At 70.1% G+C, this 21655-nt stretch carries 24 protein-coding genes and 1 other RNA gene; 7 read left to right on the forward strand and 18 right to left on the reverse strand.

Annotated features, from left to right (window positions below):
- Positions 1-112 precede the first annotated feature (112 nt).
- Positions 113-439, reverse strand: a complete 327-nt coding sequence (locus SPOPO_RS0124425) for a hypothetical protein (RefSeq protein WP_156870211.1) — start codon at positions 437-439, stop codon at positions 113-115.
- Positions 440-599: 160 nt separating this feature from the next.
- Between SPOPO_RS0124425 and SPOPO_RS0124430 the strand changes: the two genes are divergently transcribed.
- Positions 600-1154 (forward strand): hypothetical protein, encoded by a 555-nt coding sequence (locus tag SPOPO_RS0124430; RefSeq protein WP_156870213.1) that lies wholly within the window; start codon positions 600-602, stop codon positions 1152-1154.
- A gap of 297 nt (positions 1155-1451) precedes the next feature.
- On the opposite strand, the gene SPOPO_RS0124435 is transcribed toward SPOPO_RS0124430, so the two are convergent.
- The 11 genes from SPOPO_RS0124435 to SPOPO_RS33985 all read right to left on the reverse strand — a co-directional run bounded on the left by SPOPO_RS0124435 (position 1452) and on the right by SPOPO_RS33985 (position 10809).
- A complete protein-coding gene (locus tag SPOPO_RS0124435; RefSeq protein ID WP_019877804.1) occupies positions 1452-2015 on the reverse strand; it encodes a type II toxin-antitoxin system RelE family toxin in 564 nt (187 codons plus the stop codon).
- Between the two features lie 3 nt (positions 2016-2018).
- Complete coding sequence (locus SPOPO_RS0124440; protein ID WP_019877805.1) at positions 2019-2324, reverse strand: type II toxin-antitoxin system Phd/YefM family antitoxin; 306 nt, start codon at positions 2322-2324, stop codon at positions 2019-2021.
- Between the two features lie 304 nt (positions 2325-2628).
- Complete coding sequence (locus tag SPOPO_RS0124445) at positions 2629-2997, reverse strand: DUF5615 family PIN-like protein (protein ID WP_019877806.1); 369 nt, start codon at positions 2995-2997, stop codon at positions 2629-2631.
- Positions 2994-3236, reverse strand: coding sequence for a DUF433 domain-containing protein (locus SPOPO_RS0124450; protein ID WP_019877807.1), 243 nt, complete (start codon positions 3234-3236; stop codon positions 2994-2996). The genes SPOPO_RS0124445 and SPOPO_RS0124450 overlap by 4 nt, the downstream gene beginning before the upstream one ends.
- 74 nt (positions 3237-3310) lie before the next feature.
- On the reverse strand, positions 3311-4507 hold the full coding sequence (locus SPOPO_RS0124455; RefSeq protein ID WP_019877808.1) for a tyrosine-type recombinase/integrase: 1197 nt from the start codon (positions 4505-4507) through the stop codon (positions 3311-3313).
- 121 nt (positions 4508-4628) lie between these two features.
- The gene (locus SPOPO_RS0124460; RefSeq protein WP_019877809.1) at positions 4629-4853 is read right to left on the reverse strand and encodes an excisionase family DNA-binding protein; all 225 of its coding nucleotides are present in this window, start codon (positions 4851-4853) and stop codon (positions 4629-4631) included.
- A 395-nt stretch (positions 4854-5248) separates the two neighbouring features.
- Positions 5249-8434 (reverse strand): MobF family relaxase, encoded by a 3186-nt coding sequence (gene mobF / locus SPOPO_RS0124465; protein ID WP_028985088.1) that lies wholly within the window; start codon positions 8432-8434, stop codon positions 5249-5251.
- Positions 8435-8670: 236 nt separating this feature from the next.
- Positions 8671-8811 (reverse strand): hypothetical protein, encoded by a 141-nt coding sequence (locus tag SPOPO_RS35365; RefSeq protein WP_211210958.1) that lies wholly within the window; start codon positions 8809-8811, stop codon positions 8671-8673.
- A gap of 226 nt (positions 8812-9037) precedes the next feature.
- Positions 9038-9241, reverse strand: coding sequence for a DUF4396 domain-containing protein (locus SPOPO_RS35370; RefSeq protein WP_019877811.1), 204 nt, complete (start codon positions 9239-9241; stop codon positions 9038-9040).
- A gap of 129 nt (positions 9242-9370) precedes the next feature.
- The gene (locus tag SPOPO_RS0124475) at positions 9371-10141 is read right to left on the reverse strand and encodes a cytochrome c biogenesis CcdA family protein (protein WP_019877812.1); all 771 of its coding nucleotides are present in this window, start codon (positions 10139-10141) and stop codon (positions 9371-9373) included.
- A complete protein-coding gene (locus tag SPOPO_RS33985) occupies positions 10138-10809 on the reverse strand; it encodes a TlpA disulfide reductase family protein (RefSeq protein WP_019877813.1) in 672 nt (223 codons plus the stop codon). Before SPOPO_RS33985 ends, SPOPO_RS0124475 begins: the two co-directional genes overlap by 4 nt.
- Positions 10810-10941: 132 nt before the next feature.
- On the opposite strand from SPOPO_RS33985, the gene SPOPO_RS0124485 reads away from it, so the two are divergent.
- Genes SPOPO_RS0124485 through SPOPO_RS31485 form a run of 4 tightly spaced genes read left to right on the forward strand, consistent with a single transcriptional unit; the run spans position 10942 to position 14427 of the window.
- Positions 10942-11340 carry a metalloregulator ArsR/SmtB family transcription factor gene (locus SPOPO_RS0124485; protein WP_028985089.1) on the forward strand — a complete coding sequence of 133 codons (399 nt, stop codon included), beginning with the start codon at positions 10942-10944 and terminating at the stop codon, positions 11338-11340.
- The gene (locus tag SPOPO_RS0124490) at positions 11337-13298 is read left to right on the forward strand and encodes a heavy metal translocating P-type ATPase (RefSeq protein ID WP_019877815.1); all 1962 of its coding nucleotides are present in this window, start codon (positions 11337-11339) and stop codon (positions 13296-13298) included. Before SPOPO_RS0124485 ends, SPOPO_RS0124490 begins: the two co-directional genes overlap by 4 nt.
- Positions 13295-13804, forward strand: a complete 510-nt coding sequence (lspA, locus tag SPOPO_RS0124495) for a signal peptidase II (protein WP_019877816.1) — start codon at positions 13295-13297, stop codon at positions 13802-13804. The genes SPOPO_RS0124490 and lspA overlap by 4 nt, the downstream gene beginning before the upstream one ends.
- Positions 13801-14427, forward strand: coding sequence for a cation efflux transmembrane domain-containing protein (locus tag SPOPO_RS31485; protein ID WP_033385184.1), 627 nt, complete (start codon positions 13801-13803; stop codon positions 14425-14427). The genes lspA and SPOPO_RS31485 overlap by 4 nt, the downstream gene beginning before the upstream one ends.
- Positions 14428-14511: 84 nt before the next feature.
- Here the strand turns inward: SPOPO_RS31485 and SPOPO_RS0124505 are convergent, their stop codons facing one another.
- From SPOPO_RS0124505 to rnpB, 4 genes are all read right to left on the reverse strand, one after another.
- A complete protein-coding gene (locus SPOPO_RS0124505; protein WP_028985090.1) occupies positions 14512-15354 on the reverse strand; it encodes a F510_1955 family glycosylhydrolase in 843 nt (280 codons plus the stop codon).
- Positions 15355-15957: 603 nt separating this feature from the next.
- On the reverse strand, positions 15958-16422 hold the full coding sequence (locus tag SPOPO_RS0124510) for a type II toxin-antitoxin system RelE family toxin (protein ID WP_245541753.1): 465 nt from the start codon (positions 16420-16422) through the stop codon (positions 15958-15960).
- Positions 16423-16523: 101 nt separating this feature from the next.
- Positions 16524-16829, reverse strand: a complete 306-nt coding sequence (locus SPOPO_RS0124515; protein ID WP_019877820.1) for a type II toxin-antitoxin system Phd/YefM family antitoxin — start codon at positions 16827-16829, stop codon at positions 16524-16526.
- Between the two features lie 255 nt (positions 16830-17084).
- An RNA gene (gene rnpB, locus SPOPO_RS33375) (RNase P RNA component class A) lies at positions 17085-17489 on the reverse strand.
- 140 nt (positions 17490-17629) lie between these two features.
- Here rnpB and SPOPO_RS0124520 point away from each other — a divergent pair.
- Positions 17630-18946, forward strand: a complete 1317-nt coding sequence (locus SPOPO_RS0124520) for a Kelch repeat-containing protein (RefSeq protein ID WP_156870215.1) — start codon at positions 17630-17632, stop codon at positions 18944-18946.
- Positions 18947-19079: 133 nt separating this feature from the next.
- On the opposite strand, the gene SPOPO_RS0124525 is transcribed toward SPOPO_RS0124520, so the two are convergent.
- A complete protein-coding gene (locus SPOPO_RS0124525) occupies positions 19080-20444 on the reverse strand; it encodes an IS1380 family transposase (protein ID WP_051098445.1) in 1365 nt (454 codons plus the stop codon).
- A 137-nt stretch (positions 20445-20581) separates the two neighbouring features.
- On the opposite strand from SPOPO_RS0124525, the gene SPOPO_RS0124530 reads away from it, so the two are divergent.
- Positions 20582-21034, forward strand: a complete 453-nt coding sequence (locus tag SPOPO_RS0124530; RefSeq protein WP_019877822.1) for a GNAT family N-acetyltransferase — start codon at positions 20582-20584, stop codon at positions 21032-21034.
- A gap of 61 nt (positions 21035-21095) precedes the next feature.
- Here SPOPO_RS0124530 and SPOPO_RS0124535 read toward each other — a convergent pair whose 3' ends face one another.
- Positions 21096-21512 carry a DUF6069 family protein gene (locus SPOPO_RS0124535; RefSeq protein ID WP_019877823.1) on the reverse strand — a complete coding sequence of 139 codons (417 nt, stop codon included), beginning with the start codon at positions 21510-21512 and terminating at the stop codon, positions 21096-21098.
- Positions 21513-21655: the final 143 nt, after the last annotated feature.

Consider the following 21655-nt stretch of genomic DNA (forward strand, 5'->3'; position numbering starts at 1 on the left):
GCCCCCGACATGTCCTGTCATGGTCGGGCCGGTCGCGTCCGATTCGCGTCGGCCGAACGGTTCGGACGCATGGGCCGAACCGGTGATCATCGCGGGGCCTGGCGCTGGACGGTCAGGACGCGAGCTCGTCCTCGATCTCTTTCACACGCCACACGCGGCGGCGCCGGAGGATGAAGAGCGCCCAGCAGCTGAGCAGGGTGGGGAGGACGTAGGTCCACGGCCCCGGCCCGGTCGTGAAGGTCGTGCCGTAGTGCCCGTCCCAGACGGTGTACGTGCAGGTGGTTCCGGGCGGGAGCCACGTCCACGCCGGCTCGCCGTAGTTCGAGGTGCTGGCGAGCAGCTCGCAACTGGTCGTACCTCCGAGCACGTGGTGACGCACGACCAGCGCCGCGACGTACACCGAGAAGCCGAGGACCCATAAGAGGGCTTCCGTCGTCAACCGTCCAACTCGCACCCGACCTCACCGACCATCTGCGCCCATGAGCCGGTGCGCCCGTGGCGCCCCCTCGCGACCATGGGACAGCGCAGCCACCGACATGGCCATCGGCTGAACGGCTGGATCGCGATCCGCAGCCGGCAACCGCGGCATACTGCCGAGCGTGGTCGACGAAATCCGGGCACGGCTGAAACAGGCGGTCGAGGATCTGCGGAATGTGCGCCTGAACCGCAGCAACACTTTCGCCGAGGATCTCGACGGATACGTCTTGGACGTCGGCGATGAGTGGGTACTCCTCCAACGCTTGGAGCACAACCGGCCGATCGGGTTCCTCGCCCTACGGATCGGGGATGTGCACCGCGTGGTCACCAGCCGGCAACACGAACTGCAACGACGCGGGCTGGAAGCCGCCGGGTTGTGGCCACCGGCAGGTCCGGACACTTCGGTTGACCTGTCCTCAACCCGCGGCGTCATTGAGTCGGCTCACGCGGCGGCGACTCTGGTGAACCTCCAGTTCGAGGAGGAGTCGTCGGACACCTGCTACATCGGTGTACCCATCGGCTGGAGCGAATCAACCGTGACCCTCGCCGAGATCAGCCCGACGGGGGAATGGGCGGGAACCGTCTCGCAGTGGCCACTCGACGAGATCACGCGCGTCGAGTTCGACGGCTGGTACGAACGAGACCTTCTTCTCTTCGGCGGGACGCCGCCGCATTGAGGTGGACCTATGAGGCTGCACCGGGCTGCAAGTGAGCGCAGAGCCGGTCTGCCCTCTCCCCGAGCACTGACACCTCACCAGCGGCGGTGCGGAGTGCGGGGCGACGAGCCGGCCTGTATGCCGGATCCTGTGGCCATACATCAGGTCGCGCCTCTGACGCGGTTTTGTGGTGCGCAAGACCCGCCCGGGCCGTCTCTGGGCCGTCACCACTTCGCCGGTCCGACGCAGTCCGCCATGATCCGTGACTGTTTCTGAGTGACCGTCAGTCACCGGCGATGGGTCGGCCTCTGGGTCGGATCAGCGCTGGCGGGTGATGAAGTCCGTCCACGCATCCACGGCCTGTTCGCTGGTCATCGCCAAGACCTCGGCGCGGCGCAGGCCGGCCGTGTGCACCAATCGGTCGACCAGCCACGACTCGGGGGCCGACGGGGCAGCCGCGACCGGGCTGACCTCGACCGCTCGTGCGGCCTTGCCCAGATCGCCGACGATCGCTTCCAGGGACCGCCGCACGGGCGACTCCCCCAGCGAAGCCACGCGCCGTTCCATCTCGGCATAGACCTCGCCGTCGGCACGGGCACCGACGGCCCACACCTCCGCGACCTCGACAGTGAGCGTCCCGCGCTCATCAGTGGTAGCCCGCCAGACGATCCGCCAGTCCCGGTTGCCGACCACGAGCTTGCGGTAGCCCACCAGTGACCCGAGCAGAGGTTCGCCTGCGAGGGGGTCGGTCTCGAGCAGGACCATCTTCTTTAGTGCCCACACCAGCGGCGCGCCGTCCAGGCGTCGCAGGTCTTCGATCGCCGGCTCGGTCAGCCAGACCTCGGCGGGTCCGGATTGCCCACCGCGCTTCCTCGGCGGCACGCGCTACGCGGGATCGTCCAGAGACGCCAGCTGGTCGCGCGTGAACCCCATCGACGCGATCGCCTCGTCCAGAGAGGTCCGGCGGCCGGTGTCCGTGGCTGCGCGGGCCAGGACCAAAGCGAGATCGACCAGGTCCCGCTCAAGGCCCTGCAAGCGCTGCAGCTCCTGGAAACTGATCACGGCAGCAACAGGCTCTGCGTGCCTGCGCAGGATCGTGGCATGGCCGTTCTCGGCATCGGCGACCAGCTTGGAGACGCCGCGCCGACTTGCCTCGGCGATCGGCAGCGGCTCGGCCGCAGCAAGACTCATACCGGAAACTATACATAGTTCTGTGTAGATTTTCCAGCCTCGCGGACGCCGACTGTTTCGGGGACGCGAAGTCGTCGTGCATCTGCTCGTGCCGGTACCAAGAGCGACCTGTGAGTAACCTCGGGGCGACGAGCCGGCCTGTAAGCCGGATTCTGTGGCGATACGTCCGAGTAGGCCCCTGACCTGCGGTTTTGTCGTCCACAGGCCCGTCTGGGCCGTCTCTGGGCCGTCACAGCTCGACGAGACACCGCGGTCCGCAGCGGTTTATGACGGTCCGTCAGCGTCTGTCCAGCAACCCGCCGGGCTACGGCAGGGGCAGCTTCCGAACCCGAATCGCCGAAGCCGTCACCGCCACGATGGCGCCCGCCTCGAGGTCCTCAGCCACGGCTGGAAGGTTGGCCACCAAGAGCCTCGCGAGCTCGCCGACAGGAAGAGTTGACACTTCCCTGGTCAACACCACGGAGGGCCCTCGCGAGCGGCTGGCGGCGAGAAGCGCTCCGAAGTCGGTGTCGGAGCTGATGATCATGCGCCGTTCCTGCGCCGCGTACTCCAGGATCTGGGCGTCGTCGGCCCGGTCCAGCGACACCGACTGCACGTGAACGACGTCGTGACCCGCCAAAGCCAGGGGCTGGCAGATCGCGCTCGAAAGGTTCTGGTCGACCAGAAACCTCAAGCGCTGTCCTGCAACGGGAGCATCGTCACCTCAGACGCGGCCGCTGCGTACTGCAGGGCCTCGCGGACATCGTCGGCTTCGAGGAACGGGAAGTCCTCGTGGATCTGCTCGAAGCTCTGGCCCGCGGCTACCAGTCGGACCAGATGCGCCACGGTGAAGCGGTAACCGCGAATGCACGGCTGGCCGCCCATCTTCCCCGGCTCCACCGTGATGCGTTCGAAGACCGTCACGACCACCACTCGCCCACGTTTTGCCGCGGCCCGTCCGGCCGTGGCTTTCCAAGGTTACGGCGTCGCCCGCGTCGCTGCCCGCATTAGTCCCCGGACCTGCGCGCTTGCCCTTCTCTGGGCTGGCTGGCGGCCAGGGAACGACCGAGACCGGCATCTACCGCAGCCCGGGACCGTTCCTCGGTGTCCGGCCACAGATGGGCGTAGGTGTTGAGGGTCTCGTCCGCCGTGGCATGGCCGAGTCGGGCTTGGACGACCTTCACGCTCTCCCCGCCGTCGATGAGCAGGGAGGCGTAGAAATGCCGCAGCTCGTGAAAGTGACTGCCCGCCGGGAGACCGGCCGCCAGCACCGCAGGCCGCCAGACGGTGCGGTGGAACCAGGTTCGCCCGATCGGCCGGCCGTGGTCGTCGCTGAACATCAGCTCGACCGAACGGCCGCGGGCGTCAGGCGTTAGCGCGGCCGGGACGGCCGCCACATGCGCGGCCAGCGCGTCCAGCACGACGTCGGCCAAGGGAACGGTCCGGTAGCTGGCGGTGGTCTTGGGTGGCGCCAGGTACGGGGGCGCTCCGGGCATCAGGATCAACTGCCCGTCCACGGTCAGGGTCCGGCGCAGGAAGTCGACGCGGTCGCGACGCAGTCCGAGGACCTCCCCTTGGCGCAACCCGGTGCCGGCCGCGCAGATCAGCAGCGCCCGGTACCGCTCGGGCACGGCGGCGGCGAGCCCGGCGACCGCCTCGGCCGGGAGGGGCGTGACCTCGCGGGGTGGCGCCTTGGGCAGGGTGATCCGTTCGCACGGGCTGATCGCCAGCACCCGGTCGGCCACGGCGGCGCGGAAGATCATGCGCAGCACCGAGTACACGAGCGTGGTGGTCGTGGGTGCCAGCACGTCCGAGCGGGATTTGACCCAGCCCTGGATCTCGGAACGGGTGATGGCTCCCATCGGGCGGTGGCCGAGCAGCGGGAGGATGTGGTTGCGCAGGTGGGAGTCGAAGGCGGCGGCGGTCGTGCGCCGGTGGACCTGCGCTGCCTGCCAGGACGTGGCGTACTCCTGCAGCGTGATCCGTCCGGCGGCGGGGTCCACGTAGAGCCCGCGCGACTTGTCCGCCTCCACCCCAGCCAGGAACCGCTCGGCATCAGCCTTGCGTGCGAATGTGCGTGCGCGCTCCCGGCCGTTCGGGTCGAAGTAGCGAGCCCGCCATCGGTCGCCTTTGCCGTAGCGGTCGGTCCGCACGCGGACGCCGCCGTCGGCCTGCTTCTCCCAGCGGTCTTCGACATGTGCCATGACTAGGCCTCCTCGCCCGTGATGGGCTGTTCGGCGGAGCGTTCGAAGGGTACGACGGGCTGGCGACAAGACGCCTCGGTCGCGCGAGAGCGGATGTCATCGACGGTTGCGGCCAGGGCCGTCACTTGTTCTCGGGTTCGACGCGGCCGGAGGCGATGAAGGCGTCGAGGTCGTGGGTGTCGAGGCGGACGTAGCGCCCGACTTTGTAGAATCGGATTCGGCGCTCGGAAATGAGTCGCCGGATGAACCGCACGGGCGTGCCGAGGCGTTCGGCCGCTTGTGGGACGCTGAGCAGGTCACCGGCGACGGCGTTTTGGCGGGGTCGGGGGTCCGGAACTGCGGGCATGGCTTGGTCCTTCGCTGTCGGGGTCGGCACCGGCCGCGGCCGGGCTAGTTCAGGCACGAAGGGTGCCTGTTGGTGGTTGCCCGGATGCTTGCCCACCGGTTGTCAGGATGCTTGACATGCGCTGGCCGTCCGGTCGCCCAGGGGGTTGGTCCGGATCGGAGTGAGCGTCCGTCAGTTTCGGTCGGCGGCTGTGATGGTCCGGGGAGGTCCGTACGTGTCCACGATGGCGACTGCCGAGCACAGCGGGAAGTTGACGACCAGTCATCCGGGTGGATAACACCGGCCTTACCTGGTGGCTGTCACGGGGATACGCAGCAGCCCCGAAGAGCTGGACGGGTCCTTGGGGACGGGCTGCACACCACGCTGGCGGCTCCCAGATTGTCCATCCCTGGACCTCACCATCCGATCCCGGGAGCGTCGTCTCGGCCGCGGTCGTGCATGTGTTCGTGCGCTCTCCGACTGCTGCGCTCCGGTGAACGGAACGCGTCCCGGGCAGCGGCGCTTTCGAGGGCGCGTCGTGTCCGCGCCGACAGCCGCGGAATCGTTTCCACTGAGGCCGCCGGGGCGAGGTAGACCTCGCTTCGCGCGGACCTGGCGCTTGTGTGCTGGAGGGCCCGCGCGCGGTGCTCTGTCTCGCGGCTACGGGCGTCGGCGGCGAGTTGGCGGGTGAGTTCGTCGATCTCCCGGTGGAGTTGCGCGGCTGCGGTGATGTTGCCGAGCAGCGCCTGCTCGTGCTCGGTGATGGTGGCGGCGAGGTCGCGGCGGCGCGCGGGACGGAGCCAGGAGGTACCGGCGAGTTCGATGCGAGCGGCGGCTGCGGCCTGCCGGTGCTCGCGCTGCTCGTGGTTGAGCTGGTCCCGCCGTTGCTGGCGCAGTGTCAGCTCGGTGGGCCGGGCGGCGTGTTCGGCGGGCAGGCCCGGTTCGGCCGCTCGGCGTGCCGCGTCCTCGGCGGCGCGGCGCGCCTGTTCGGCCGGGCGGACGCGTGCGTTCTCGCGGGCGGTGTGGGCGGCGTCCTGCGCGCCGCTGCTCGCCAGCGCGGTGGCGAGCACATCGAGAGCGCGCTCCTGGTCCGTCGCGCCGGATCGTCCGACCAGTGGCAATCCGTGACGGTCGTCGAGGTCCGTGGCGGTGTCGGGAGTGATGTAGGCGTGGTTGGCGTCGCGGCCGCGGGTGAGCGCGACGTAGAGGTGTTCCCGGTCGATCCCGGGGCGCACGAGGACCAGGCCGACGTCGACGGTGGCGCCCTGGGCGGCGTTGATGGTGGCGGCCCAGCCGTACTCGGCGTGGGCTGCGGCGTAGGCGGCGGGCAGGAAGGTCCGGTCGCCGCGGTCGAGGTGCTCGACGAGCAGGCCGTCCTGTTGTGCGGTGAGGACGCGCCACCGGTCGCCGTTGCGCACGTGCCCGTCCCCCGCAGGCAGGGTGCGGTCGTTGCGGCGGGTGCGCAGCAGATCTCCGGCTTGCCAGTCCCGCTCACCGAGGCGCACGACCGGCCCGCTGATGTCGCCGGCGGCCTGGGCAGTGGCGCGGGCGCGGGTGTTGAGGGCGTCGACGTCGGCGCGGGTGCGGGCCATCATCAGCACCTCCCGCCCGGCGGCGCGTTCGGCCGCCCACTGCGCGTGCACCCCGTCGAGAGCCCCGTCGCCGTCGGCGCACGCGTGCAGACGGTCTTGGTCGCGGTAGGCGGTCAGCCCGGCGGGATCGCCGCGGCGCAGGGCGAGGGATGCGTCGCGTTCCCAGTCCTGACGGAACCGGTGCACCCCGGCGAGTTCGATGCCGTGCCCGGCCGCGGCGAGGGCGGCGAGCATGCCGCCGGGTCCGTTGACGACCCCGATCTGGGCGGGGTCACCGACCAGGACGACTTTGGCGCCGGCGCGGGCGGCGGCGGTGATCAGGGTGTCGAGGGCGTGGGTGTTGGCCATCGAGGCCTCGTCGACGATCACCACGCTGCGGGCGTCGAGGACGACACGGGCGCGGGCGTCGGCCGGCATCCGCCCGCGCCGGGCGTGGTCATAGACCCACTTGGCGAGGGTGTCCGTGCGTGAGCCGGTCGCGTCGGCGAGTTCGGCGGCCGCGCGCGCGGACGGGGCCAGCCCGAGGACGCGGTGACCGGCACGGCTCCACGCCTCCGCTGCCAACCCGAGGGTGCGGGTCTTGCCCGCACCGGCCGGGGCCGTGAGCACCGAGAGGAAGTCCCCGCCCTCGGCGATGGCCCACACCGCAGCCCGCTGGGTGGCGTCCAGGCCGGCGTCTTCCAGGGCGAGGACCAGCGACGCGGCGGGAACCCGACCGTAGCCGCCGCCGCGACCGCGGTCGGCCAGCGAGAGCACCCGCGCCTCGGCCGCCAGCACCTCGGCGCCGGCCCACCGCTCATCCGACGCGCGTGCGGTGACCCCGTGCGGCTGCCGCCCGACCGACACCGCCTCGTCCAGGCCGAGGGCGCGGTCGGTCAGGGCCTCGACCGTGCGCAGGACCTCGGCCGCGCCGCGGCCATCGACCGGCACCCGCGCCGCCACCTGGCCGGCGACGTCGGCCCGGGAGAACGTGGCCCGCGCCCCAGCGGCGGCCGCGACCGCGGCAGCCGCCACCTCCTCCCGCTCGCAGGTAGGAGCCAGGGGCGCGTCGACGGCCGCGGCCCGGACGTTCGCGAGGATCTCCTCACGGCGGTAGCCGGCGCGCTCCGCCTCGTCGGCCCAGGCCTGTCCCAGGGTCGCCTGATCGGGGTGGGTCTTGCCCGGGCGGGTCTTCAGCACCGCGGCCTTGGTCACCGCCGCCTGCTCGGCGGAGGTGAGGGACCGGCCGAGGGAGTTCTCGTATTCGGCGATTTTCACCGCGGCTTCGGGTTCGATTTGTGCGGCCCTTTTCGACCACAGCTTCAACAACCCGGCCGGGATACCGGCTATTTCGGCTTGGCCGTGCGCATTCGGTTCCTCGAACACCACGCCGACCCGGGCGTGCAATTCACTGCGCAGCGCCGCTTGATAAACCATTCCGGCGGATTTCTTGTGGTGGTACAACTCGGTGGCATCCAAGGTGCGCCACCGCCCGTCCGCGCAGCGGACCTTGTTCACCACCAGCGCGTGGGTGTGCAACTGCGGATCCCCGCACCGACTGGTCCGGTGCTCGAACGAGGCGGCGACCAGCCCCGCGGACGCGGTTTGTTCCACCCCGTCCATCCCCCGCCGCGACCAGGACGCGTGCGTGTCCAGGTACGTCAGCGCCGCCGCCACGGCGGCCCGGTGCGCGGCGCGCACCGAACTCGCGGTGTCCGGATCGCCCAGGGCCCATAAGGAACTGACGCTCTTCGGCGCCGAAAAGGTGAGGTCGAACCCGGTCACGCCATCCCGGCGCCACGCCCGGCCCAACCGCTCCCCGGTCACCGGGTGCAGCGCCCGGGCGAAGAGCGCCTCCAGCTCCGATTCGCTCACCGTCGCGTCCGAGTCCAGGCTCAGCTCCGCCAGGCCGCGACCCGACCATCGGCCCGGCGCCTCGCCTGCCCCGATGTAGTAGTCCGTCGCCGCACACGCCACGCCGGCCGTGTAGTACCGCCACGACGACGTCCCGATCTTGGCCGAACTCAACACTCGCGAACGCCTCCCCGAAAGGCCAGCTCGCGCCCAACCGTACATTCAAAGAATGCACATGTCTGCTGGGGTTAAGGGTTGAATTTGAGGTGTGCTGATGATTGTTGGTAACGATGGTTAGTGGGAGTTCGGTATGGGTTGTAGAGGCGATTGTCGGTAGGAGAATTTGTCGCGGACGAATTGCGCGATCGAGCGCGTGTCGGCGCGTCGCGTCGTGCTCCTGGCCGGTAGGCGAGCTAAAGCCCACGGTCGGAGCTTGAGGTGGCCGGAACGACCCTGGAGTGGTCGGGCTCGTCGTTGAGACTGGCAGCGGTGGAGGCAACCAGCCCGCCGATCAGGAAGCCCGCGACAGCGGATGCCAGTGCGGTGGTGTTCATGGCTGCTCCTAGTGGTGGTGGCTCATGTGGCGCATGTCGTGTGCGGCACCACCGTCGGAACCCGGGGTCGGAGCCGTGGTGGTAGGCCATCGTCAAGGCGTGGCCCTTGCCCTTAGTGAGCAGTCGCCGATTCACGGTGTACGCGACGGAGTAAGCGGCGAAAAGCGCCAGGATCATCGAGCTCCAGAACAGGGGCTCTCCAGCCCGGCGTGCATGGCGCCGGGGATCAGGCCATGACGAGGTTGTCGACGACTTCCATGGTCGCGATCGAAAGCGTTTCGGCCGCGAACACCACGGATAGTGCGGCGAAGAACCCGAGGGCGGCCGACAGCAGCGGCAACGTCGAGAGCGCGTATCCGTACAGGAATGCGAGCGCCACCGCGAGCGCGATCGTCGGCGTGATTCCCCAGCCCAGCGCCATGCCGATCATCAACCCGAGAATCTCGCCAATTGGCTCCGGTCGTGCCGACGCGTCAATCAGCCGCAGGCGGGTGCCGGTCGTGCGGCCGATGGAAGCGGGGAACCCCGCGCCCGGCGCGTCCCTCGGCCTGGCCGAAGCTCAAATGGGCGTGCTGAAGTTCGCTGTCCAGATCCGCATCTGGACCGAGAGCTCGGTCCACAGACCGGTGAGCAGCAGGATCCCGAGCACGCACATCATCACGCCACCGGCGCGCATCACCACGAGGTGATGGGACCGCACCCAATCGACGGCACCTAGCAACCGGCGCATCCCCAGCGCGATCCCGATAAACGGCAGGCCGAGGCCCAGACTGTAGATGAAGGTGAGCAGCGCCCCGCGCTCCGCGCTCGCGCTGTCGAAGGCCAGTGCCTGCACCGCACCCAGGGTGGGGCCGATGCACGGGGACCAGCCGACCCCGAACAGCACGCCGAGCACCGGCGCCGCGACCAGGCCGGACGCGGGAGCCCGGTGCAGCCATCTGGCCTCGCGGCGCAGGCCGGGTAGCACCCCGAGGAAGCTCAGCCCGAGCAGGATCGTCACCACCCCGAGCACACGGTTGACCGTGTCCTGACGCTCAATCAGCTCGGCCCCGGCGTACCCGAACAACGCGCCGAACGAAACGAACACCGCCGCGAAACCCAGGACGAACAGGGTGGTGCCCGCCAGCACGCGCCCGCGTCTGGCCACGCCGAGATCGGTCCCTGCAAGCCCGGTGACGTAGGCGAGGTATCCGGGCACCAGCGGCAGCACACAGGGCGACGCGAACGAGATGAGCCCGGCGAGCAGCGCGATTGGGGCCGCCAACAGCAGCGAACCTGATGTGACGGTCGTCGAGAACGACTCGCCCACCACGGCGGCCAGCGCGCTCACCGCTGGACCCTCATGGACGGCCCCCGTCGCGCCCCACCGCGCTGGCCTGGGGTCGCGGTCGGAGCGAACCCGCCGGCGGTGCCGTCGAAGGTCTCGGCTGCGATCTGCCGGACCAGCGCGGTGAAGGTGCCATAAGAGCCGACCCCGATGATCCGCGCCGCCACGCGGCCCTGGCGGTCGAGGATGAGCGTGCTCGGGATCGCTTTCGGGGGCAGGGTCCGGCGGAAGGACAATTGGAGGCTTCCGTCGGGATCACGGATGCTCGGATAGGTGATGCCCCACCGGCGCTCGAAAGCTTCCGCGGCTCCGGCCGCGTCGTCGCGCGTGTTCAGACCGAGGAACTGAACGCCCTCGTCCCCGAGCTCGATCCAGGCCCGCTGCAGGTCCGGCGCCTCTCGGCGGCACGGGGCGCACCAGGACCCCCAGATGTTGATCAGAACGACCTTGCCGCGCTGCGATTCGATGTCGTAACGCCCGCCGCCGAGCAGCGGCCCGCTCAACGCGACCGGCTCCCCTCGTTGTGCGACCGAGAGCACGGTGATGGTGCCGGAGCCGGAGACAAACCCGGCATCATCTCCGGGCGCCGAGCCCGCCCCCGGGCCGGAGCCACACCCCGCGACCATCACAACGCCGGCCACGGTGATCGCGAGCCGCCAATCGCGCCTCATGATCCTCCGAGCGTCCCTGCATCGGACGGCCCGCCAGTGACCCGCCGCGCCATGACCAACGTGCGGCAGGCGCAGCAGTGGCCGCCCTGCATTCCCTCGACCTGCATCGCCCCTCCTCGCTATCATCGCGCCATGACGATGGATAGCACACCCGGATGTCTGCGGTCGACGGGGGCCCCGAGCGAGCTGGATGCGGCAGTTGCCCTGTTCCACAGCCTCTCGGACGCGACCCGGTTGGCGATCGTGCGCCGCCTGGCCGGTGGTGAGGCACGCGTGGTCGACCTGGTGGCCGAACTCGGCCTGGCTCAGTCGACGGTGTCGACGCACGTGGCCTGCCTGCGGGATTGCGGTCTGGTGGCCGGGCGGCCAGAGGGCCGGCAGGTGTTCTACAGCCTCGCCCGACCGGAGCTGATCGACCTGTTGGCGTCCGCCGAAACGCTCTTGGCGGCCACGGGCAACGCGGTCGCACTGTGCCCGGCCTACGGCGCCGACGCCGACTCGGCGGACGAAGCGAAGGAGCGCGCGCGATGAGCGATGCCTGTGGGTGCAGCGACGGACCCCGGCCGGAGGGAGAGACCGGGCAGGAGCCGGAACGGCTCTGGGAGATCAGCGAGCTGCGCTTCGCCGCGGCGGCCGGGGTCTTACTGGTGGCCGCGCTGTGCGCGGACTGGGCGGGGGCGACCCGGTCGGTCGAGCTGACGCTGGAGGCGCTGGCGCTGGTCGTCGGCGGGTACACCTTCGTCCCCTCGACGCTGCGCCGACTGGCGCAGCGCCGGATCGGGGTGGGCACGCTCATGACCATCGCCGCGGTCGGCGCGGTGCTCCTCGGCGAGGTCGGGGAGGCCGCGATGCTGGCCTTCCTGTTCTCCATCAGCGAGGGCCTGGAGGAATACTCCCTGGCGCGGACCCGCCGGGGCCTGCGGGCGTTGCTCTCGCTCGTCCCGGACGAGGCGACCGTGCTGCGTGACGGGCGGGAGCTCGTCCTGCCGCCGGGCGAGCTGCGGGTCGGGGACGCGATGCTGGTCAAGCCGGGCGAGCGCCTCGCCACCGACGGGATCATCCGCGACGGCCGCACCGCTCTGGACCTCTCGGCGATCACCGGTGAGTCCGTGCCGGTCGAGGCCGGGCCCGGCGTCGAGGTCTTCGCCGGGGCGATTAACGGCACCGGGGCGCTCACGGTCGAGGTGACCACCACGGCCGAGGACAACTCCCTGGCCCGGATCGTGAAGATCGTCGAGGCCGAACAGTCCCGCAAGGGTGCCAGCGAGCGTTTGGCCGACCGCATCGCCAAGCCGCTGGTGCCTGGGGTGATGATCGTCGCGACGTTGATCGCCGCGATCGGCAGCGCGCTGGGCGATCCCCTCGTGTGGATCGAGCGCGCCCTGGTCGTGCTGGTGGCCGCGTCACCGTGCGCGCTGGCGATCTCGGTGCCGGTCGCCGTGGTCGCCGCCATCGGCGCGGCGAGCAAACTCGGTGTCCTGGTCAAAGGCGGGGCCGCCCTGGAAGCCCTCGGCGCCGTGCGCGCGGTCGCGCTGGACAAGACCGGCACGCTCACCGCGAACCGGCCCGCCGTCATCGAGGTCGCCACCACCGCTGACGCCACCCGCGAGCAGGTCCTGGACCTCGCCGGCGCGCTGGAGGCCCGCAGCGAGCACCCGTTGGCCCGCGCGATCCTGGCCGCCGTCGACCACGTCCGACCGGCCACCGATGTGGAGGCCGTCACCGGCGCCGGGTTGACCGGCCGCCGCGACGGGCACACCCTCCGGCTCGGGCGCCCCGGTTGGCTGGAGCCCGGCGCGCTGGCCGCCGACGTGAGGCGGATGCAATCCGCCGGGGCCACCGCCGTGCTGGTGGAGCAGGACGGCACGGTCATCGGGGCCATCGCGGTCCGCGACGAACTGCGACCCGAGGCGGCCGAGGTCGTGGCGCAGTTGCGCCGCGACGGTTACGAGGTCGCGATGCTCACCGGCGACAACCAGGCCACGGCCGACGCCCTGGCCAAGGACGTCGGCATCGAGGTCGTCCACGCCGAGCTCCGCCCCGAGGACAAGGCCCGGTTGATCGGGCAGATGCGCAGCCGACACTCCACCGCGATGGTCGGGGACGGGGTCAACGATGCTCCTGCGCTGGCCACCGCCGACCTGGGCATTGCCATGGGCGCCATGGGCAGCGACGTGGCCATCGAGACCGCCGATGTCGCATTGATGGGCGAGGACCTCCGACATCTTGCACAAGCGTTTGCCCACGCCCGCCGAGCCCGCCGGATCATGCTGCAGAACGTCGGCCTGTCGCTGGCCATCGTGGTCGGGCTGATGCCACTTGCGTTGTTCGGCCTGCTCGGCCTCGCGGCCGTAGTCCTGGTACACGAGCTCGCCGAGGTCGTCGTCATCGCCAACGGCGTCCGCGCCGGACGCACCAAGGCCCTGGAGATCCCGGCCGCCGCCAACGCGGCCTCACTTCCTCGCACCACGGTGGACGCTTCATCGTGACCGCAGGCGGACCGCTCCGCGACCTCGGGAACAGACGCCCCCGGATCTTCTTGATCGCCACCGTGGCGGTGCTGGTCGCACTGGACCTGGGCATCAAGGCGTGGGCCGAGCGAGACCTCGCCGACGAACGATCCGTCGACCTCGGCGTCATCCAACTGCGACTGACGTTCAACCCCGGCGTCTCATTCGGGCTCGGCGACGGCCTTCCCAGCTGGCTCGTGCTCACGGTCACCGGGCTGCTCATCGCCGCCCTGGCGACCTTCAGCTGGCGCTTCTCCCGCGCCGCGCCCATGCCCGTGGCAGTGGCGCTGGCCGTCGTACTGGCCGGGGCGGTCGCCAACTTCCTCGACCGCGCCGCGGACGGGAAGGTCACCGATTACCTGCACACCGGCTGGTTCCCCACCTTCAACGGCGCCGACATCTACATCACCCTCGGCGCCATCGCGCTGGGTCTGGCCATGCTCCGGGCCGAGCGCGCCGAGCGGTCACAGCAGAGCAGGCCATGACCTCGCCGGAGAAGCATGTGATGGTCCGCCGCGGGCTGGCGCTGGCCTACCTCATCGTCGTCTGGGATGTCGTCGAGGGCATCGTCGCCGTCACCGCAGGACTCGCGGCCAACTCCATCGCACTTGTCGGCTTCGGGATCGACTCCGCTATCGAGGTGTTCGCCGCCTCCGTGGTGATCTGGCAGCTACGCGGCGGCTCCCAGTCCCGGCAGGGACCCGCCCTACGACTGATCGCCATCTCCTTCTTCGTGCTCGCCGGCTACGTTGCTTTCGAGTCAACGCGCGATCTGATCAGTCAGGATCGAGCCGGCGAGTCTGTGGTCGGCATTCTGCTCAACGCCGTTGCGCTCGCCGTCATGGTGCCGGTGGCAATCGCTCAACGCCGCACCGGACAAGCTCTGGACAACCCCGTGCTGTTGGCCCAATCCACCGAGACGTGGATGTCGAACGCCCTCTCGGTCACGGTTCTCACCGGCCTCGGGCTCAACTCGACGCTCGGATGGTGGTGGGCCGACCCGGTCGTGGCCCTCGTGGTTGCCGCCCTCGCTGCCTGGTCCGGCTTCGAGACGTGGCGCGAGGGCAAAGAGCGCTCCCTCACCTCCACGGAGCACGCCGATCCCTGAACCCCGGAACAGCTGCAACGTAGTTCGCGCTGTTCTGGTCGTACTCGGCACGTGCAGCGTGGCGCGCAGCGTCGATGCATGCTGCTACTCGCGGTATCGGACGGCGAAGGTCCGCCCGCCGTCGAGCGAGGCCAGGATGGCGCCATCCACGGCGGCGAAGACGTCGCTGCCGCTGGTCGCGGTCAGCGCGTGCGGGGTGGAGCCGAGGCTGCCACGGCGCTGCCATGTGCGGGCGCCATCGGTGCTGGCATGCAACGTCCCGTCCTGGCCGGCGCCGACAATCGTGCCGTCCTCGGCCCAGGACACCAGGAGCAGCGGCGGGGCCGCTGCCACGGGCGTGTAGGTGTTGCCGCCGTCCTCGCTGCGAGCCAGCCCCTGCTCGGTCGTGGCCAGCAGGATCTCGGCGTCGTCTGGGCTGACCGCGAAGTCGGCGATGGGCAGCTGCCCACGGGTCTGCCACGTCCGCTTGTCCTGGCTGACCATGAAGTCGCCCGTGAGGGCGTTGAGGCCGTACACGAGTCCGTGGCGCGCCTCGAGGGCATGGAAGTCGGCCTTGCCCTCGAGCGAGAGAGACTGCCAGCTACGCCCGCCGTCGGTGGATTCGATGAGCCCGACCGACTCCGGACCCAACTGGGCAGGACCAGGATGTCCGCTGGCCAGGTAGTGATTCGGCCCCGCCACGGTGAAGCCCATGAAGTCCTGCACCTGCTCACCGACGCGGGTGGCCTGTGCGCCTTGCGGGACGCGGAAGAGCCCGTGGTGCGTGCCGGCAAGGAGCACCCCACCGAGGGGGTCCACGCCCAGCCCGTGCACGTGGACAATCTCGACGGAACTCCCGGACGTGCTCTCGTCGCCGTCCCCGGAAAGGGCCACCACGGTGCCGCCTATCGCCACCAGGGCAGCGACGGCGCCAACCGCCGCAAACACCCAGCGCCGGTGCCCGTCCGGGGGCGCCGACACGGATGATTGACGCTCGATGCGACGAGCCGAGGAAGCCCCAGCGCGCGGACGGGTATTCGATTTGACCACGACTCACCGATCAAGACGAGGGCCACGGCGCTAGGCCGGGCGCGGAGTAGACCGGTTGATAGTAACGAGATGCGACTCGGGCAGCCTGCCCTGCGCCCCGTAGTCGGTCGCTTCTTGAGGTCCCACAGTCGTAGCCCGCCCCTGCCGGTTAGGGCGAACACGATGGGTCGGGCGAGCACCACAATTTCATCGCCGCCAGAGTGACCCCCGTTTCTCCTTTCGGCGAACGAAGACCGTCAGCGCTTACTCGTCTTCCTCGCGAGGTCCCCGGCAATCGACGGGACCGACGCGTTACTCTTCGACGCTTCGTGGGTGTCGGAGGCGTGCCGGCCCGTGCCAGATGCGTGCCAGATACATGGCAGATGGAGGGGTCTGCCGCGGGTGGATCACCCAAGGCTGAAATCCCTTACTCAGTAAGGGATTGCAGCCAACGAGCGCGATTTCGCAGGTCGACAAGAGGCGCTCAGGGCGGAATGAGTCCCCGCCTTCACCACCAGCGCATCAGTGCCTGCGGCTGATGAAGTCCGTCCACGCATCCACGGCCTGCTCGCTGGTCATGCCCATCACCTTGTTGCGATCCAAGCCGGCGGTGTGGACCAGCCGATCGACCAGCCAGGCCTCGGGCGCGGAGGGCGCAATCGCGACCGGGGTGACGTCGACGTCTTTCGCCGCCTTTCCGAGTTCTCCGACGATTGCTTCCAACGATCTCCGCACGGGGGTTGCCCCGAGTGAGGCGACGCGCCGCTCCATCTCGGCGTACACCTCACCGTCGGAGCGGGCACCCACGGCCCACACCTCGGCGATCTCCACCGTGAGGGTTCCGCGCTTGTCGCTGGTGGCCCGCCAGATGACGCGCCAGTCGCGGTTGCCGACGACAAGCTTGCGGTAGCCGACCAGCGACCCGAGCAGCGGTTCGCCGGCGAGGGGATCGGTTTCGAGCAACAACATCTTCTTGAGCGCCCACACCAGCGGTGCGCCGTCCAGGCGTCGCAGATCCTCGACCGCGGGGTCGGTCAGCCAGACCTCGGCCGGGCCGGACTGTCCGCTGCGCTTTCTGGGTGGCACCGCTACGCGGGGTCATCCATGGATGCCAGTTGGTCCCGGGTGAAGCCCAGCGACTCAATCGCCTCGTCCAACGAAGTACGGCGACCGCTGTCCGTGGCGGCCCGGGCCAGAACGAGGGCGACGTCGACCAGGTCGCGTTCGAGCCCCTGGAGACGTTGCAGCTCGTGGAAACTGATCACGGCAGCGACGGGCTCCGCGTGCCGCCGCAGGATGGTGGCATGGCCGTTCTCGGCGTCGGCGACGAGCTTGGAGACGCCGCGACGGCTCGCCTCCGCAATCGGCAGCGGCTCAGCCGCAGCAAGACTCATACGGAAACTATATAGATTTCTGTGCAGATTTTCTAGCCTCGTCCAACCGCAGCAGCAGAAGTCGACTGAGGGACGACCACACACACAACCGCAGGGGCCAAAGAGCGGCATTCAAGATCGCCTGGGCCGTCTCTGGGCCGTGACAGCTCGGCGACAGGGGGTAAATAGAGGTCGTGAGCAGTCAACCACGCACCGTGATCCCTGCAGCTCACAAGGCGTGTCGGACACCAGCGGTGCCCTGTGGATAACGTGGGGACGACGAGCCGGCCTGTAAGCCGGATTCTGTTCGCCGGGCCTTGCGGTCCGGCGAGACGGCCATCCATCTGGGGCCGGTGTCACCACCGGCCTCGGTGCGGCCTACCTGTGAGCTCGGGCGGGCCGCCCTCGAACGCTCACACACGCTGGGCGGGCCCAGCGATCTTGGCCTTGCTCCGGGTGGGGTTTACCGAGCCGTCCGAGTCACCCCGGACGCTGGTGGTCTCTTACACCACCGTTTCACCCTTACCGTCCCGCAAGCGGGGCGGCGGTCTGCTTTCTGTGGCACTGTCCCGCGGGTCACCCCGGGTGGGTGTTACCCACCACCCTGCCCTGTGGAGTCCGGACTTTCCTCACCGAGACGCTTCCGCGGAAGCGTTTCGGCGCGGCCGTCCGGCCGGCTCGTCGCGAAGCTCAGCGTAGTGGTCGTCCACCGCCGGCTCCCGGCGGTGCGACGTCGCGGCGCGCTGGATTGGGCCGATCAGCCCCTCCGCTGATCCCCCGAACGCCCTCAAGCCCCCTGAGGAGCGGCCGATAGTGGGTCGATGATCAGGACCCGCACCCCCGTGACCGCCGTTCTGACGTTGCTCGCGGTCGCTGCGTGCGGCTCCGGTGACAACGTCACCGCACTCGACGGTTCGCCGCCGCCGGCACAGATCCCGTTCGCGACGGCGAAGGCCCGAGCCGGTGGCCCGACGACCTGGACGAAGGTCGCACCGTGGCCCTACCGCCCTTGGGTCATGAAGGTCTCGGCCTGGACCGGCCGCGAGGTGCTGGTGTTCGGATCCGGGCCCGGCCGGGACCAGCGGGTCGAGAAGAACCGGATGGGCTCGATCTCCGGCGCTTACGATCCCGCCTCAGACACGTGGCGGCAGATCGCCGTCGCGCCGTTCGACGTCACGAACGCGGGCGTTGTCGGCACCGCCGGAGCGGTTTTTGCAGTTACCGGCCGGATGGTCGACCGGGTCTGGACCCCGGAGCTTTGGGCCTACTCCGTCGACGCCGACTCGTGGCGCCGACTCCCCTCCCCGCCCGCCGAGGACTTCTACGGCGTGACCCTTGCCGGTCGGACTCTGGCCACGACGTCCTTCGGGCAGGCGGGCCGGACGATTCACCTGCTCGACCTCGACAGCGAGAACTGGCGAGCCGCTCCCGCGGATCCCTGGCCGAACGGTCAGAACGAGATGGTCGGGCTCGCCGACGGCCGAATCGTCGTCCTCTCGACGACAGCGCCCCCGCCGCCGACGCCGCCGCCTGGCGCTGAGGACAGCGGAACGTTCGTCGTCGCCGGACCCGCGGAGCCGCGCGGTCCCGATAACCCAGGGCCCTGTTGGAAGGCCGCCGTGCTCGACACCGGCGCCGATTCGTGGCGAGAGCTGCCCCGGTCCGGCCTCGCGCGGAACTTCCACGGATCCTGGACCGCCGTCGGCAGTCGACTGATCAACGTCGAGACCGGATCTCTCCCGGCCGACTCCGTGGAAGCCGGGTGCGGCGACGAACCCAATGTCCCGTCCGGCGGCGTCCTCGACGTCGACGCCGGTCGATGGGAGCCGCTGACTCCGTTCCCGCGGAAGGGCGCCCCGATCTTCGCCGGCGCCCTGGGCGACGAGTCGACGGCCATCACCCAGGCCAGCGACTCGGAGGAGGCGGTGTGGAGATACGACACCCACGCGCGAACCTGGGCGGCCCTGCCGCCGATCCCCGGCCGGACGCACGGGTTCAGCGACTCGCTGTGGGCGTGGGCGGGCGACCGGTTGCTGATCTTCGCCAACGGTGCCCTGAAGCCCACCAAGAACGGCTGGGACACCCGAACCGTCGCTGTTCACGACGGCTGGTCCTGGGCCCCCGGCGAGCGCAGCTAGCCTCGATCTTTCGTGACCAGCCGGTTCCCAGCGAGCGGGTAGTCGATGGCGTTGGTCGGAGTCCTGGGCACTGTTGTCCGCCGGCGTTGTGTTCGCCGGTTCTCCGGGGTGTTCGTCGCGACGGGATCTGGGTTCAGGTCAGGGCGGTCAGTCGTTGGTGGCCGCCGGTGATCAGATCGGCCCAGGGCCATCGGGAGTTCAGGCGCAGGGTGCGCCGACGGCCGGTGGTGATCACGCGGGCGGCGACGCTGAGCAGGCGTAGTCGAAGACGTTTGGGTTCCCAGCGGCGGGCCGCGTGGGTGGGCCAGGCCAGCAGCTGGGTCCAGACCAACAGCTCGGTGGCCAGCTGGGCGAGTTCGAGCCAGAGCTCGTTCTTGGTGAACGAGTGCAAGGGCAGGTTGGTGGCGCCGGTGTCTTTCAGCGTCCGGACGCGGTCCTCGGCCCGGGCCCGTAACCGGTGTCGGACTTCGAGATCGGCCAGACGAGAGCCGCGGGTGTTGGTGGCGAACACAGTGATGCGCCAGCCGTCCGCGTCGGTGATCCGCAGCTGCGCACCGACGTGGGGCTCCTCGCGACGGGCGATCACCCGCATGCCGGGCGGCCATCCGGTGAAGGAGGCCGGCAGCCAGCGGGTCAGTTCGGCGACCTGCGCGCCCGGGCGCGGGCACCCGTCAGCATCGAGGGCGGCGCGCCAAGCCTGGCGTGGTAGGACCGCGAGGGCATCGAGCACCGGTTGACGGGCGGCGATCCCGACCGAGAACTCCAGGCCGAGCTCATGCACGTGGTTCAGCAAGTCCTTGACCCCGCCCGCGCTATCGGCGCGCACCAGCACCCCGCCCCGCACCGCTTCGGGCAGTTGGGCGAGTGCGGCATCGAGGACTGCGATCTGATCGGCGGCGTTGTTGGCATTCGCACTGCCGGGGCGCAGCAGCGCGGCCAACGGCTCGCCGGTTCCGGTCGGGCCGTGATCGGCGAAGGCCAGGAGCGGGTGGAACCCGAACCCGCGCTTGAAGGTCGGCGCCGCTCCTTCCTTCTCCGAATGCGCCCCGACCAGCGTGGCGTCCAGATCCAGCACCGGGCGGTCCTGACCAGCCCACGGATCGACCCGTGACCACACCCACGCCCGGGCCTGCGCGCGGGCGGCACGGATCGCGCCGAGTGTGGCTTTGGCCGTGTCCGGATCTGCGGCCAGGGTTTCGATAAGTCGGCTGACCGTCGGGTCCGAAGCCACCGGGCCGAACAGCTCCGGCTGCGCGCGCACCAACGCCAGATCGGCCAGACAGTCCCCACCCAACGCGATCGCGACCACCAGATCGAGCACCGTCTTACCTGGGTCGTGCACCGCCCGGTGCGCCCGCCACGGCGCCAACCCCCGGGACAGGGCACCGGCCAAGCCGCTGACCACCGCGGTCTTCAAAAGCAACGCCCCACCCGCTGAAGAGATCAGCGACTCGCCGCCAGCCTCAACACGGGGCACAGAACGAACCCGGCTACCCATCACCTACGGAGTGCCTTCCGGCTCGGCGATCTTGGACCTTCGACAAGCCCAGAATCCCGTGCCAGACAGGCACTTCCGTGTTTAACGCGCCGAACTCAACCGCTCACACGCGAAATGTCGAGGCTAGCCTCCCGCGCGTGAACGTCGAGGAGGTGAGCCCCCGGGATCCGGGGGTCGCGGCGCTGCTCGAGGCGCTGACCGCCGACCTCGCCGGCGAGGGGTACGCGGCGGAGGAGACGTTCGGGTACTCCGTCGAGCAGTTGGAGGCCCAGAGCGTGCACCTGGTCGGCGTCCGCGTCGGGGGGACGCTCGCCGCCGTCGGCGGCATCGAGATTCAGGGCGCGGGGGTCGCGGAGCTCAAGCGCTTCTACGTCGACCCGGCCCACCGCGGGGCCGGGCTCGCCGACGCGGTGATCAAGGCCTTGCTCAACCACGGGGCGGGGCGCGGCGTCACCACCGTCCGGCTCGAGACCGGGGACAAGCAGCACGCCGCGATCGCTTTCTACCGGCGGCACGGGTTCGGCGAGGTCCCCCGGTTCCCGCCCTACGAGGCGTCCGCGACGTCGGTGTGCATGCAGCGCGACCTCTGAACCGCCGTTGCGTCCGGGAAAGTGGTCGCCCCGGCAACCACTTTCCCGGACGCAAGAGGCCTCATTCGGGGAGGCGGGCGGCGAGGGCGGGGACGACGATCGCGGCGGCGACGAGGTGAGTGGCCATCAGCAGGACCCGGGTGTCCCAGGCGGCGTCGGCGAGGACGTCCGGGACCAGGGAGAGCACGGTCAGGGCGACGGTGGTGACGACGAAGGTCCGGCGCGGGGCTCGGTTCCGGCGGGCGAGGACGGCGGCGAGGCCGACGCCCACCAGCGAGAACAGCGCGGTGAGCTGGGCGAAGGCGAACAGCGGGATGGCCTCGCCGGAGATGTCGAGCGAGATCCCGGCCTCCTGGCCGACGGCCGCGACGACGGTCGTGGCGATCGAGGCGAGCACGGTCGCGAGCAGGCCGGCGCGGACGAGCGGGCGGACCGAGGTGCGCGGGGCGGACAGGACGGTGGTGGCGGTGGCGGTCATTGCGGTCTCCTGAGGGTGTGGAACCGGCTGGTGCGCGGTCTCTCACCCCTGCTACGAACGCCCCGACCCGGAATCGACAACGGCCGCCGAGAAATTTCGACGGATCTTTCCGGCCCCCGCCGTGGGATGCTCGCGGCACCGCA

Source organism: Sporichthya polymorpha DSM 43042 (genome assembly GCF_000384115.1).
GTDB classification, from domain to species: Bacteria; Actinomycetota; Actinomycetes; order Sporichthyales; family Sporichthyaceae; genus Sporichthya; species Sporichthya polymorpha.